Source organism: Morganella sp. B601, from assembly GCF_051172335.1.
Taxonomy (GTDB): Bacteria; Pseudomonadota; Gammaproteobacteria; order Enterobacterales; family Enterobacteriaceae; genus Morganella; species Morganella morganii.
The window spans coordinates 144983-158249 of sequence record NZ_JBPIZE010000007.1 but is presented as its reverse complement, the minus strand read 5'-3'; the positions used below and the strand labels follow the sequence as shown (position 1 = coordinate 158249).

The 13267-nt window shown below is 48.6% G+C and carries 13 protein-coding genes and 1 riboswitch; of the genes, 7 read left to right on the top strand and 6 right to left on the bottom strand.

The annotated features are described in order from the left end of the window. Positions 1 to 344: 344 nt before the first annotated feature. On the bottom strand, positions 345 to 1211 hold the full coding sequence (murI, locus tag ACSBQN_RS16955; RefSeq protein ID WP_024474751.1) for a glutamate racemase: 867 nt from the start codon (positions 1209 to 1211) through the stop codon (positions 345 to 347). After that, on the bottom strand, positions 1156 to 3042 hold the full coding sequence (btuB, locus tag ACSBQN_RS16950; protein WP_024474750.1) for a TonB-dependent vitamin B12 receptor BtuB: 1887 nt from the start codon (positions 3040 to 3042) through the stop codon (positions 1156 to 1158). The genes murI and btuB overlap by 56 nt, the downstream gene beginning before the upstream one ends. Before the next feature lie 65 nt (positions 3043 to 3107). Beyond that, positions 3108 to 3293, bottom strand: a riboswitch (cobalamin riboswitch). 107 nt (positions 3294 to 3400) lie between these two features. On the opposite strand from btuB, the gene trmA reads away from it, so the two are divergent. From trmA to ACSBQN_RS16920, 6 genes are all read left to right on the top strand, one after another. Continuing rightward, positions 3401 to 4501 carry a tRNA (uridine(54)-C5)-methyltransferase TrmA gene (gene trmA / locus ACSBQN_RS16945; RefSeq protein ID WP_024474749.1) on the top strand — a complete coding sequence of 367 codons (1101 nt, stop codon included), beginning with the start codon at positions 3401 to 3403 and terminating at the stop codon, positions 4499 to 4501. 434 nt (positions 4502 to 4935) lie between these two features. Further along, the gene (locus ACSBQN_RS16940) at positions 4936 to 5625 is read left to right on the top strand and encodes a DUF4198 domain-containing protein (RefSeq protein WP_024474748.1); all 690 of its coding nucleotides are present in this window, start codon (positions 4936 to 4938) and stop codon (positions 5623 to 5625) included. 9 nt (positions 5626 to 5634) lie between these two features. Continuing rightward, positions 5635 to 6147, top strand: a complete 513-nt coding sequence (locus ACSBQN_RS16935; protein WP_004237995.1) for a hypothetical protein — start codon at positions 5635 to 5637, stop codon at positions 6145 to 6147. 13 nt (positions 6148 to 6160) lie between these two features. Then, positions 6161 to 6793 (top strand): cobalt transporter CbiM, encoded by a 633-nt coding sequence (gene cbiM, locus ACSBQN_RS16930; RefSeq protein ID WP_004237994.1) that lies wholly within the window; start codon positions 6161 to 6163, stop codon positions 6791 to 6793. Next, positions 6786 to 7502: an energy-coupling factor transporter transmembrane component T family protein gene (locus ACSBQN_RS16925; protein ID WP_024474747.1), complete on the top strand. Its 717-nt coding sequence runs from the start codon at positions 6786 to 6788 to the stop codon at positions 7500 to 7502. Before cbiM ends, ACSBQN_RS16925 begins: the two co-directional genes overlap by 8 nt. Continuing rightward, the gene (locus ACSBQN_RS16920) at positions 7417 to 8061 is read left to right on the top strand and encodes an energy-coupling factor ABC transporter ATP-binding protein (RefSeq protein WP_152697019.1); all 645 of its coding nucleotides are present in this window, start codon (positions 7417 to 7419) and stop codon (positions 8059 to 8061) included. The genes ACSBQN_RS16925 and ACSBQN_RS16920 overlap by 86 nt, the downstream gene beginning before the upstream one ends. 66 nt (positions 8062 to 8127) lie before the next feature. On the opposite strand, the gene ACSBQN_RS16915 is transcribed toward ACSBQN_RS16920, so the two are convergent. The 4 genes from ACSBQN_RS16915 to ACSBQN_RS16900 all read right to left on the bottom strand — a co-directional run bounded on the left by ACSBQN_RS16915 (position 8128) and on the right by ACSBQN_RS16900 (position 12015). Next, positions 8128 to 9462 (bottom strand): NCS2 family permease, encoded by a 1335-nt coding sequence (locus tag ACSBQN_RS16915; RefSeq protein ID WP_004904701.1) that lies wholly within the window; start codon positions 9460 to 9462, stop codon positions 8128 to 8130. 129 nt (positions 9463 to 9591) lie between these two features. After that, a complete protein-coding gene (locus ACSBQN_RS16910; protein ID WP_024474745.1) occupies positions 9592 to 10365 on the bottom strand; it encodes an amino acid ABC transporter permease in 774 nt (257 codons plus the stop codon). Between the two features lies 1 nt (position 10366). Next, positions 10367 to 11104 (bottom strand): amino acid ABC transporter permease, encoded by a 738-nt coding sequence (locus tag ACSBQN_RS16905; protein ID WP_024474744.1) that lies wholly within the window; start codon positions 11102 to 11104, stop codon positions 10367 to 10369. Between the two features lie 77 nt (positions 11105 to 11181). Further along, on the bottom strand, positions 11182 to 12015 hold the full coding sequence (locus ACSBQN_RS16900; RefSeq protein WP_024474743.1) for an ABC transporter substrate-binding protein: 834 nt from the start codon (positions 12013 to 12015) through the stop codon (positions 11182 to 11184). A 630-nt stretch (positions 12016 to 12645) separates the two neighbouring features. Between ACSBQN_RS16900 and ACSBQN_RS16895 the strand changes: the two genes are divergently transcribed. Beyond that, positions 12646 to 13233 carry a fimbrial protein gene (locus ACSBQN_RS16895; protein WP_004237987.1) on the top strand — a complete coding sequence of 196 codons (588 nt, stop codon included), beginning with the start codon at positions 12646 to 12648 and terminating at the stop codon, positions 13231 to 13233. Positions 13234 to 13267: the final 34 nt, after the last annotated feature.

The following is a 13267-nucleotide window of genomic DNA, read 5'->3' as shown; positions in this document are numbered from 1 at the left end:
ACTGCTGCTTATTACTAAGCTGCTGTATTGGTCACTCTTCAAGACTTCTCAAAAATATATTTTTTGTGATATGTCCTGCGAGTGCCCACACAGATTGTCTGATAAATTGTTAAAGAGCAGTTGCAACCTTCGCTGCCGTTGCCGGTCTTCTGCGTTGTTGCGAGGCTGCGTATATTACGCTTTCCTCATTTGGTGTCAAGTATTTATTTTCAGACTTTTCACCTTGTTATCTCAGCGGACTTCGCGTCCTGTGCTGTGACAACGGATGCGCATTATAGGGAGTTTTCATCTGACCGCAAGGGGTAATTTATAAAAATGTGCTAACTGCTGATTAATGCAGCAAATCATCCTGTAATCGTCAGTTTTTTCAGCGATTCGAGTCCAAATTGCTGCAAAACAGGCAGTAATTTCTGTGTCGTTTCATCATCCCGCATGCAATACGCCACGTTTTTTTCAGCGGTTAAGTAATGAGGTTTCTCACTGTTATTGATTAACCACTGCACGCGGCGGGCAATCGCCGCCCCGGAATCCACCAGCCGGGTACCATCCGGTAATGCCGATTTTAATTCTTCGGCAATCAGCGGGAAGTGAGTACATCCCAGAACTACTGTGTCAGGCGGCTCTTTCATATTCCGCCACGGCGCAAGGATAGTTTCCAGGGCACCTGCCGGAATCGCCTCGCCGTACAGCTTGCGTTCCGCGAGTTCAACCAGTTCTGCCGATCCTAATAGTGATACCTGACACTCAGAAGCAAACCGGTCAATCAGTTCCCGGGTGTAAGCCCGTTTTACCGTTGCCCGCGTTGCCAGCAGCCCGACCAGGCCGTTGCGTGTCAGTTTCGCTGCCGGTTTAATCGCCGGAACCACGCCGACCACCGGAATATCAGACATTGCACGCAGTGCGGGCAGCGTAATAGTGCTTGCGGTATTACAGGCAATGACAATCACTGCCAGCGGATGCTGCTGAGCAATCTGACGGACAATCTTCGTCACACGTTCGACAATAAAGGCTTCGGTTTTTTCACCGTAAGGAAACGCCTCATTATCGAATGCATATATATAGTGGAGATCAGGAAGTAATTTTCTTACTTCCTGATAGACAGATAAACCGCCCATGCCGGAGTCAAACAGCAGCACTGTCGGGCGGGTTTTCGGATCAGAAGTTGTAGCTTCCTGTGAGGAAGTATTCGCGGCCAGCGGTTCGATAGCCATACGCAGTCTCGTAGTCTTTATCAAACAGGTTAGCTACTTTACCACGAATTGTCAGATGGTCAGTGATCGGATATGCAGCTGTGATATCAAAAATACTGACTCCGCCGAGTTTTTGCTTATTCGCCGCATCATCATAACGTTTACCGATATACTGATAGGTCAGCCCCATATCAACATCGGCCACCGTCCAGTCCAGCTGATATTTAACCTGCTGCTGTGCACGGCGCGCCAGACGCTTATCAGTCTCTTTGTCTTTTGCATCCAGGTATTGATAAGTCATCTGATGATGGAAAATCCAGGTATCAAATTCCCCTACCCACTCGACACCTTTGATTTTGGCTTTACTGCGGTTGATATAGGTATTCGGTGAACCCATTTCATAGTCAATCAGGTTCTTAATATCATTATGGTAGCCGGTCAGTTGCCAGGAAAGCGGCCCGGTATTTCCTTCCAGCCCTAATTCCCATTGTTCACTCTCTTCCGGTTTTAAATCCTTATTACCAACGATAGTTCCCCAGTCAAATGTCGTATTAGCATATAACTGCCCCAGCGTCGGTGCTTTAAACCCTGTTGCATAAGAACCGATAACCCGGTAACCATCAACAAACTCCCATCCGGCACTGGTTTGCCAGGTGGTATGCCAGTTAAATTCTGAATGATGGTCAGACCGGATGGCGGCCTCAAGAATAACCTTATCTATTTCCTGCTGCCCGGTCAGATATAAACCGGTATCAGAAATAGATTTACTGTCGGCTATCATTGCGGTGCCGGGTTCCATTTCCTGTTTCTGATAATCAATACCGGCATTGATGCTGCCATATCCGACACGGTAATTGTTACCCCACTGTGCAGAATACTGTTTTGAATTGTCCAGGGTTGCGCCATCACCATAGCGACCATAACGGTTATCATAGTTATAGTCTTTAACCCGGCTGTAGCTCATGATCAGCTGAGAAGAATAATCCCCCTGATTAAATGTGAGACCCGCATCATATGTCCGGTTTTCTAACTCACGGCGATCACTTGCCGGATCAGCGGGTAACGACCACATCTCAGATTTAAATCCGAAATATTTACTACGGTTATCATAACCATATGCACGTCCGTACACTGCAAACCGATCATCCAGTTTATGGTGCACATCCAGCCAGTAGGTTTTATTCATAAAGCCATAGTCACGGCCGCTTGGTGTGGCGTAACCGTCATAATCACGGCGGATATCAAATCCTTTAGAATAGGTATACGCCGCTGCGGCTGTCACACGGGTATTTTCACCAATCTGCTGCTGAGTGGTTCCGGTATAATTCTGATAGCCGTGTGAACCAATACCCGCTGTGATATTTGAGCCGATATCATCGCGGATAGTAATTATATTCAGCACACCACCGATGGCATCCGAACCATATACAGCAGAACGTGCACCACGGATATACTCGACCCGCTGTACAAGTGCCACCGGGAACTGATTCAGATCCGGCTGGCCGGAAATACCGGCATTATTCAGACGGATACCATCTATCAATACCAGTAAATGTTTTGCATCTGTCCCGCGAACCGATACTGTACTGTTCTGACCCAGACCGCCGCTCTGTGTCACATCAACCCCCGGTAACCGGCGCAGAATATCGACAACAGAATTCGACTGCCACTTATCTATCTCTTCACGGGTCACAACGGTTACCGGCGCCAAAACGGACGAAACCGGCTGCTGGAATCGGTTAGCAGAAACAATTATCTGATCATCATTAGTATTAGCAGAAGCGTTAAACGATAACGCGGAAAACACGGCCAGTCCGACAGCGGACAGCGCATAAGGCGAGGTCATTTTCATTTTTTCCTGAGCACCCACATATATATAAAGAGGATGCCACCCGTCTGCTTTGTAGCGTCAGCAGGTCGGACGACAAATCTTCGGCAGGTCTTCGGACTCAGGAGGGAACTACGTTATTCCCCGCAACGACTTCCCGTCATTTATAACAGTGTCATCGTGTTGCTTTTACCATTACCGCTGCGCGCCAGTTCCGGAATTTCACCGGATTCCCTTTTCATTCTTATGAAGAAACCGAATTATCATGCTACGATCCGGTTTTAAAACCTGTCCAGAGTAAGATATCTGAATTGTCGGGCGGGACACTTTATTCATAACCACACGAACAATTTTTGTGATCAGCAAAACGGATCGACGCGCCATGCATAACACGTTACCTATTGAAAATTATGAAGAACAACTTGCGGAGAAGGTAAGAAGTCTGCAAACAATGATGCAGCCTTTTCAGGCACCGGATGCTCACGTATTTGCGTCACCAGTTTCACACTACCGGATGCGCGCCGAATTCCGTATCTGGCATGAAGGGGATGACCTCTGGCATATCATGTTTGATCAGCAGACCAAACAGCGTATCCGGATTGATACCTTTCCGGCCGCGAGCCAGCTGATTAATGACATGATGCAGGCCATTTTGCCGTTACTGAAACAGACTCATCTGCTGCGTCATAAACTTTTTCAGATTGATTATCTGTCGACACGCAGCAACAAAATTATTGTCTCCCTGCTCTATCATAAAAAACTCGATGACAGCTGGACAGAAGCCGCCAAATTATTGCGGGCACAACTGCAGTCACAGGGTTTTGATTTACAGCTGATTGGCCGTGCCTCTAAAACAAAAATCATGCTGGATAATGATTATGTTGATGAAGTTTTACCGGTCGCAGGTAAAGAGATGATTTACCGCCAGGTTGAAAACAGCTTCACGCAGCCGAATGCTGCGGTCAATATTCATATGCTGGAGTGGGCACTTGCCGCGACAGAAGGTTCACAGGGCGATTTGCTGGAGCTGTATTGCGGTAACGGTAATTTTTCACTGGCGCTGGCGCGTAATTTCCGCCGCGTGCTGGCAACCGAAATCGCCAAACCGTCAGTGGCTGCCGCGCAATATAATATTGATGCTAACCATATCGATAATGTGCAGATTATCCGTATGTCCGCAGAAGATTTCACACAGGCAATGCAGGGCGCACGTGAATTTAACCGCCTGGCGGGAATTGATCTGTCCTCTTATGAATGCAATACCATTTTTGTCGATCCGCCGCGCAGCGGGCTGGATGCGGAAACCGTCAAACTGGTTCAGGGCTACGAGCGGATTCTCTATATTTCCTGTAATCCGGAAACATTATGTGAAAATCTGGAAACACTGAACCAGACACATGATGTCGTGCGGCTGGCGCTGTTTGATCAGTTTCCGTACACCCCGCACATGGAAAGCGGCGTTTTGTTGATCCGGCGCGGATAAGTTGTTACGTGTTTCCCCGGAAAGTTCTTGATCGTTGATCAGGAACTTTTTTACTTTATGAGTTTATATCAATTATTTCTTTATGATCTCCGGCTGGCGCCCCGGTTTTCTTGATTCATCAGAATGATCCACTGAGCCCGCTGATAAACGGTGAAAAATACATCATAAAGTGACATTTAAATCCTGTAAATATTCATTCAACGAATATTCATTACACTCATAACATTTCAGAGACAAAAAATAACCCTCACGCAATAGATTAACAACCCGCCCAAGGCTATTAAAAAAAACGTTTGCGGTAAATAAATATTTAACAATTTACTGTGAGCTGTTCCTGATATTAATTATTCTTCTGAATTTAAGGTCTTATTTTCATTTTCACTCCTCTATACTCGGCCATAAATAATCCCGTAACTTAACCGAAAGGTATTTTTATGTCTCTGAAGAAAATGACGTTAATTTCAGCCGCCCTGTTATTTGGTAGTTTTCAGGCAAATGCACACAATGTTTGGATTGAACAAACTGACGGCTCTGATTATGTTGTCCGTTTTGGTCATAATCCGACAGAAAAATATCCGGAAAATAAATTAAAACCGGTTCAGGCTGTAATGCATGACGGTAAAGTGGAAACCGTCAGTACCACCTTTAAAGATGGCGAAGCTTACTTTGTCATGCCTGAGAATGCGTCAATTATATTATTAGGTTACGACAACGGTGTCTGGAGTAAATTAAAGAATGGCCGCACCGTTGAGAAAAATAAAATTGAAGTACCGGATGCAGAGTTCAGTAAGAACCCGATTAAATTCAGCAAAAATATCGTTAAGTGGGATGACAATGCCACAAAAGTCTTCAATACCCCGTATGAGCTGGTACCGATGACCAAACCGGTGGCCGGTCAGGAGTTTGAGATCAAAGCCCTGAAAGATGGTCAGCCACTGGAAGGCATGAAAATCGCCAAAAGCGAAGAAGACCCGGGTGTGCTGACCAACAAAGACGGCCTGGCAAAATTCAAAGCTGAAAAAGGTGCCAATAAAGTTTACGCCGAATACAAACTGGATACACCGGATAATAAAGAGTACGGGTTCCAGCAGCTGGAATATGTTTTATCTTTTGACGCTGAGTAATTAAACGTTATGAAATCTGTTTATTTATTTGCCATTTTACTGATTAACGGGGTGCTGTTGGCAACAACAGCACAAGCTCACTCCATGCATGTGGTTGCACAGCTGGAAGGGAATGTGATCAGCGGCCAGTCTTATTATTCTGATATGTCTCCGGCAAAAGATACTTATGTCGGTACGTATCTGAAAGGCCATGAAGATGATGAAATATCCGGTAAGACCGATGAAAAAGGGTATTTTAAAATCGAAGTCCCGGCGACCGGTGATTATATTCTCTATGTTGAGGGTGATGAAGGGCACAAAGTGGAAACGGAAGTTCCGGTTATTTCCGCTGCAGCCAACACCGGCAGCAGTGATTCTTCTTCCGGCTATATTCAGATCCGCCAGGATATTGACCAGCTGAAGAATAAAATCTATCTGCAGAATATTCTCGGTGGTGTGGGCTATATCGTGGGTATTTTCGGTGTGATTGCGTTCTTCCGTGCCCGTGAATTAACAAAGCAGGCTGCTAAAAACGCCGCATAACAGGAGGAAGACCATGCATTTATCTGAAGGCGTATTACATCTTCCTGTTCTGGCCGGTGCCGGTGTGGTGGCTGCGGCCGGGGTTGCCATCGGCATCCGTCAGCTGGATACCTCGCGTCTGTCGCTGGCAGCCCTGTTCGGGGCGGCATTCTTTGTTGCCGGTACCATCCATGTGCCGATCGGGGTCAGCAGTGTGCATCTGATCTTAAACGGACTTGCCGGATTGTTCCTCGGCTGGGCGGTTTTTCCGGCATTCCTGATTGCCCTCGCGCTGCAGGTGCTGTTTTTCTCCTTCGGCGGCTTCGCGGTTCTCGGGGTTAACCTGTGTAATATCTCTATCCCGGCGCTGCTGGTCTATTACCTGTTCCGTAACTCCCTGCGTCCTGGGCTGAGTCAGGGGCGTCTGGTTTATCTCGGGGTAATGGCCGGGGTTATCGGTACGCTGGGTACGGTGTGTCTGACCTCGCTGGCACTGGTGCTCGACAGCGGTAAGTCTTATATCGATCTGGTCTGGCTGCTGTTTATCGGACACCTGCCGATTTTTGTCACCGACTCCCTGATCAGTGTGGGGATCCTGCTGGCGCTGGCCAAAATGCGTCCGGCTTCCCTGATGGTCAATCAGCCCGGACAGCATACCTATGGATAAATGGCTGCCCCCTCACCGGCGCCTGCTTCTTGCTGTTCTCTGGGCTTTTCTGCTCAGCGGTATCCGGCAGACCGACTGGCTTATTGCCGGTCTGTCGGGTGCTTTTCTGCTGTTTGTTGTCTGCCGCCGCCGTCAGTTGGGCCGTTCACTGCTGACGGTGCTGAAACTGAATATTTTTATCCTGTTTGTCTGGCTGACACTGCCGTGGAAAATTGAGAGTCAGGGCATTGTTCAGTCCCCGGCCGGGGTGTTTCTCGCCCTGCAAATCACGCTGAAAATGAATGCGATTCTGCTGTTTGTCTCTGCGATGCTGACAAACATGACAGATATCGACCTCGCGTGTGCGGTGAAACGTTATCCCCTGCCCGATAAACTGATAAAGCTGTTTATTCTGACGATCCGCTATATCGCGATTTTCAGTGAAACCAAACAACAGCTTGAAACGGCCATGAAAGCACGGGGATTCCGCAAAGGGATGAATAAACGGACATTTACCATGTTGTCCCAATTGGTCGCCCTGCTGCTGATCAAAGCCATGCACAAAGCGGAAACCACTGAAATGGCGCTGAAAGCCCGGGGTTTTTACGCGCGTCCGTCTTCTGTTAATATAAAAAGGTCTGTTAATGACGTCCCAAAATCCCCTGATTCAGGTCAGCAATCTGGTTGTCAGCCGCAACAATGCGCCGATAATTCAGGATCTGAGCTTTGAACTGAACGCCGGAGAACGGCTTTTTCTGTGCGGTGATATCGGCAGCGGGAAATCAACACTGCTGCACACACTGTTAGGTTTTATCCCGTTCACCGGGGATATTTCGGTTTTCGGTAAATCCCGTCTTTCCGAAGATGATTTCACAGAGGTGCGCGGCCCGCTGGGATTGCTGTTTCAGCATCCGGATGATCAACTGTTCGGCCCGGGTGTGCTGGATGATGTGATGTTTGGTCCGCTGAATATGGGGATGACACAGGATGCGGCGCGGGAACGCGCTTTACAGTGTCTGGAGATGCTGGATATTGTCCGGCTGAAAGACCGCGCTGTGACTGAGATTTCCGGCGGAGAGAAAAACTTCACCGCACTGGCCGGTGTGCTGGCAATGTCACCGTCTGTTCTGCTGCTCGATGAGCCGACCAACGGCCTCAATGAGAAAAATATTCAGCGTCTGGAAGATATTCTTACACAGCTGGATCTGCCGATGATTGTGGCCTCGCATAATCAGCAGTTTACACAGCGGATGGCGCACCGTGTGATCCCGTTCCCCTGCCACTCCTGAGCCGGATATAAAAAACCCCCGGCAGCAGTTGTCCGGCTGCCGGGGGTCTGTTCAGACGGATCGTAATCAGGCGTCCACAAATACCATTTTAAGAATAAACAGCAGTGATACCACCACCACACACAGGTTCAGCTCACGCCAGCGGCCGGTACCCAGCTTCATTGCGCAGTAAGCGATAAACCCTAATGCAATCCCTTCAGTGATAGAGAAACTGAACGGCATCATCACGGCAGTCACAAACGCCGGAACAGATTCGGTCAGATCATTCCAGTTTACCCGCACCAGGCTGGAGGTCATCAGCACACCGACATAAATCAGTGCTCCGGCAGTGGCATAGGCCGGCACCATTGATGCCAGCGGTGAAATAAAGATAGCCGCGAGGAACAGCAGGCCGACCACGATAGCTGTCAGGCCGGTACGCCCGCCGACAGAAACCCCGGAGGTACTTTCAATAAATGCGGTAACAGAGGATGTCCCCATCGCAGAACCGGCAACGGAGCTGATACTGTCCACATACAGCGCTTTTTTCATGTTCGGGAAACGGCCTTTTTCATCCGCCAGCCCGGCTTTGTCTGTTACGCCGATCAGGGTGCCGGAGGAGTCAAACAGGTTCACCAGCATAAACGAGAAGATAATCCCGGCGAGGGATAAATCCAGTGCGCCCATAATATCGACATGGCCGACAACCGAGGTGATCCCCGGCGGCACATCAAACACGCCCTTGTAGGTCACATCCCCGAGGAAAAGCCCGATGGAGGTTGTCACCACAATCGATACCAGCACTGCAGCGTGGATATTGCGCGCAGCCAGAATAGCGATAATAAAGAAACCCAGTGCACCCAGAACCACACTGTGATCGGTAAACTTACCGATAGTTACCAGAGTATCCGGGTTCGGCACAATAATACCGGCGTTTTTCAGCCCCATCATGGCGATAAACAGCCCGATACCACTGGTGATACCGACCCGCAGACTCAGCGGGATATGAGCAATCAGCCAGTAACGGATGCGCAGTAAGGTCAGGATAAACAGCCCGACTGCGCCCCAGAAAATTGCGCCCATCGCCACTTCCCAGGAGTAGTGCATCGCACCCACCACCACAAAGGCGAAAAAGGCATTCAGCCCCATTGCCGGTGCAACCGCCACCGGCAGGTTAGCAAATAGCCCCATTCCGATACTGCCGATGGCAGCAATCAGACAGGTGGTGACAAACACCGCTTTGATATCCATCCCGGCGAAAGAGAGGATCTGCGGGTTTACAAAGATGATATACACCATGGTGAGGAAGGTGGTCAGCCCGGCAATAATTTCTGTGCGGACAGTGGTACCGTGTTCCTGTAATTTGAACACGCGCTGGAGCAGGCCCTGATGAGAATCAGTGCCGGAAGTCGGAGTAGTCATGAATAAGAAGTCCCGGAAATTTGTTTTTTTCGGCTTATCCTACCGCATCATTTTCAAAAAGAAAACGTTTGCGTTTCATTGCGGGAAAATCCCGGCCATTAACTGTACCGGGATTGTCACTGATCAAACTTATGATGTACAGGCGGCCGGTTTTTCTGACAACTGTACCGGTTTCTCCCTGCCGCGGCCGAACAGACGGGCAAGCCATGACTGACGGGGCTGCCGCTGTAATGAATAACGGCGCATCAGGGCATTCGCACCCAGTTCCAGCCCGGAACACATCACAAAATAGATAAAAGCGACAAACAGGAAAATCTCTGTCGGGTAGACCATACTGCGGTTATTGACCTGAGACGCGAGGAACGACAGTTCCCCCACACCGACGATATAGGCCAGCGAGGTGTCTTTAATCAGCGCAATCCACTGATTAATAAAGGATGGGATCATCATCCGCAGCGCCTGCGGCAACACGATATGCCACAGCACTTCCCACCGGCTGAAGCCGAGAGACATCCCTGCCTGCCACTGCCCTTTGCCGATAGCCAGAATACCGGCCTTCACACCGTGGGCGATATAAGCCGAGGTCACCAGTGCCAGTGCGCAGACGACCGTAGTGATTTCCGGCACATCCACACCAAAGGCAATCGGCAGCAGGAAATAGACCCAAAATATCAGCATAATGATGGGAATAGCGCGGAAAAACCCGAGAAATGCCGCAAACAGGTTTACCCACCAGCCGCGCAGCATCGCCAGCATCACCCCGCCGATAGTTCCGAGTACCACGGAAATGGCTCCGGCAATCAGGCTGATCACCAGCGTCAGCGCCGCACCTTCCAGCGGACCGTCCGGGAAAGTGCCGAACAACAGGTATTCCCAGTTGTCACAAATTACGGAAAAATCCATCTTAATGCCCCTGTGCCAGTGCCCGTTGTGTCCGCCACTGCCCGAAGGCTTCCATTACGGCAATAATGGCGATATAGAGGATTGTCGCGACCCCGAAGGCCTCAAAGGTTTGTAAGGACTGACTTTCCACCTGACGTGATGCATAAGAGAGTTCAGCCACACCGATCGCCATAGTCAGGGACGAGTTTTTCACCACATTCATATACTGCCCGAGCAGCGGCGGCATGGCGATTCTGACCGCCTGCGGCAGCACCACATAACGCATGGACTGCCACGGAGTCAGCCCGAGCGCCAGCGCGGCTGATTTTTGCTGCCGCCCGATCCCGGCAATCCCCGCCCGTAATTCTTCTGCAATGAACGGCGCGGAATAGAGTGTCAGTCCGAACCACCCGGCGATAAATTCAAATGACGGCCATGCGAGTGTCAGCCCGGCCAGTTCAATTTCATGCGGCGTGTTCAGCCAGATTTTCAGCGCCTGCGGCAGAATTTCCCCGGAGGCGAAATACCAGAAAAACAGCTGCACCAGCAGCGGCGTATTACGGAATACACTGGTGTAAGCACTGACTAACCAGCGGAGCGGTGCGAGCTGACTGTCCCGCCCAGCCACCAGCAGAAAACCCAGCAGTGTCGCCGCGAGAATCGTCCAGAATGAGATAAGCAGGGTGATCACAAACCCCTGCCCCAGCCATTCCAGATATTCCGGCGCAAGTAAGTGCGCACTTATAAATTGCTCAAACATCCGCTAATCCCGTCTGTTACCGCACAAATGCAGGAAGCCTCACCGGAGTGAGGCCTGATTCAGAAAACACACTCACGTTACTTCGGCTGATCAGCCAGCGGAGCGAACTTAAATTCACCGCGCGGTTGTTCGGCTTTGGTGCCCGGACCAAACCACTGGTTATAAATCTGCTGTGATTTGCCCTCACTTTCGAGTTTCAGCAGGGTTTTGTTCACCGCTTCCACCAGACGGGTTTCTCCTTTCGGCGCCGCCAGCGCCTGGTATTCACGGGTCAGACTGAACGGAGAGAGTTCAAACTCCGCTTTTACTGACTCCGGCAGGTTACCGAGCAACCCGACCAGTTTGGCATCATCCTGCGTGATAGCATCGACGTTACCATTACGCAGTGCCGCGAAGGCCAGCGGGGTATCATCATAAGAAATCACTTTGGTGCCCGGATATTTCTCGCGCAGCGTCACTTCCTGAACCGTGCCTTTATCCGCACCGATACGCAGTTTTGCCACATCTTCCGGGGTTTTCAGCACGCCTTTGCGGGCAATAAATTTTTGTCCGGTCTGAAAATCAGGAATGGAAAAATCCACCTGTTTCGCACGCTCATCGGTAATGGTGAAGTTCGCCCCGATTAAATCCACTTTACCGGAGATCAGCAGCGGAATGCGGTTTGCCGGGTTGGTCGGACGCAGTTCCAGCTTCACACCGAGGTCATCGGCAACAGCCTGTGCAATATCCACGTCATAACCGGCCAGTTTTTTGGTCTGCGGATCGATAAATCCGAACGGCGGGTTGCTGTCAAAAACCGAAATACGGATCACCCCGGCTTTCTGAATATCATCAAGCTTATCAGCCTGTGCTGTACCACTTACTAATGCTAAACCGGCAAGCAGAGCCGGAACAAATAATGTCGGTTTCATACATACCCCTGGAATCAGTCACGGAAAACGTCAATTTGTGTAAATCACCATCTCACGCTATCAACTCCTGCTTAGTTCCTGAAATACTAAGAAAGAATAATTCCATAACTGATTGTTCTAAGATGAACACAAGGGCAGAGCCGCTCTCCGCAATAACAAGCTATTATCTTTAATTTATCCATTTTTATTAAAAAATTAATTACATTACTTATGATTATTTATTGAAATAAAATCATACGTTATCTTTTCTGCGGAAATATTTCCTGATCATTATAAGAAATGCTAAACGAACCATAAAGACGTTAATTAAAATTAATATCCAAAAGAAATTATTTGTCAGCAACCCGTTAATAAATAATCACATCTCATTATCTGTATATTTATCTTTCCATTATCACCAAAATAAAAAATGAAACCGAACTTATGAAAAAATACAAATCCTGAAAAGGAAAATTTATAAATTTTGACAATAATCACATATCTGTAAAATTAAAAATCAAGCACTGGTAAATATACCTAATGATTCTAGATTTAAAGAGACTGATTCTTATTAGTCTCTTTAAATGAAAATCCGCAAAAATAGCCTCTTATTTTTGTCAGTCTGGTATCTTATTTTTACCGGAGTTAACCATGTTAAAGAAAACGCTTATTACGGCATTAGTTTCTGCCGCCTTTTTTTCAGGCTCAGCGTCCGCGGTCACTGCTGCGGGCGGGATTATAAACATCACAGGTGCTATCAGTGATACCACCTGTACCATTAACGGAGGCAACAGCGCCGACTTCGCCGTATTATTAGATCCTATTACAGTAACGGATGCCGGGGTAACCGCAAATACCGTCATTACCAAAAATCAGAAAGCATTTACCATGACATTCTCTGATTGTGCACCCGCTTCAGTCCCGCCCGGAAGTAACCTGAAAATACATTTCGCGTCCCCTAACAATATATCGTCAACCGGAAACTACCTGATTAACGATACCGTTAATGAAGGGGATCCGTCTGTCGCGAAAAATGTCGGGTTCAGTTTATCGTCAACAACCGCACCGTCAGTGGCACTTTCACTGAATGCGGCGTATGACACCGGAGTGAAGGGAGATAAAACCGCTCCGGCATCGGATCAGGTGACATTAATTGCCAGTTATTACAAAACCAATACCTCTCCTGCAAAAGTCGGGCCTGTACATTCCAACGTGATTTATACAGTCTCTTATTTATAACCATTGTCAGACAGTCAGGCTTGTCAAAAAGCCT

Coding starts and splice junctions, on each gene's coding strand:
- ACSBQN_RS16920 (WP_152697019.1), top strand. CDS start 7,417: ATGACGTCCCAAAATCCCCTGATTCAGGTCAGCAATCTGGTTGTCAGC.
- ACSBQN_RS16915 (WP_004904701.1), bottom strand. CDS start 9,462: ATGACTACTCCGACTTCCGGCACTGATTCTCATCAGGGCCTGCTCCAG.
- murI (WP_024474751.1), bottom strand. CDS start 1,211: ATGGCTATCGAACCGCTGGCCGCGAATACTTCCTCACAGGAAGCTACA.
- ACSBQN_RS16940 (WP_024474748.1), top strand. CDS start 4,936: ATGTCTCTGAAGAAAATGACGTTAATTTCAGCCGCCCTGTTATTTGGT.
- ACSBQN_RS16900 (WP_024474743.1), bottom strand. CDS start 12,015: ATGAAACCGACATTATTTGTTCCGGCTCTGCTTGCCGGTTTAGCATTA.
- ACSBQN_RS16925 (WP_024474747.1), top strand. CDS start 6,786: ATGGATAAATGGCTGCCCCCTCACCGGCGCCTGCTTCTTGCTGTTCTC.
- ACSBQN_RS16905 (WP_024474744.1), bottom strand. CDS start 11,104: ATGTTTGAGCAATTTATAAGTGCGCACTTACTTGCGCCGGAATATCTG.
- ACSBQN_RS16895 (WP_004237987.1), top strand. CDS start 12,646: ATGTTAAAGAAAACGCTTATTACGGCATTAGTTTCTGCCGCCTTTTTT.
- trmA (WP_024474749.1), top strand. CDS start 3,401: ATGCATAACACGTTACCTATTGAAAATTATGAAGAACAACTTGCGGAG.
- btuB (WP_024474750.1), bottom strand. CDS start 3,042: ATGAAAATGACCTCGCCTTATGCGCTGTCCGCTGTCGGACTGGCCGTG.
- ACSBQN_RS16910 (WP_024474745.1), bottom strand. CDS start 10,365: ATGGATTTTTCCGTAATTTGTGACAACTGGGAATACCTGTTGTTCGGC.
- cbiM (WP_004237994.1), top strand. CDS start 6,161: ATGCATTTATCTGAAGGCGTATTACATCTTCCTGTTCTGGCCGGTGCC.
- ACSBQN_RS16935 (WP_004237995.1), top strand. CDS start 5,635: ATGAAATCTGTTTATTTATTTGCCATTTTACTGATTAACGGGGTGCTG.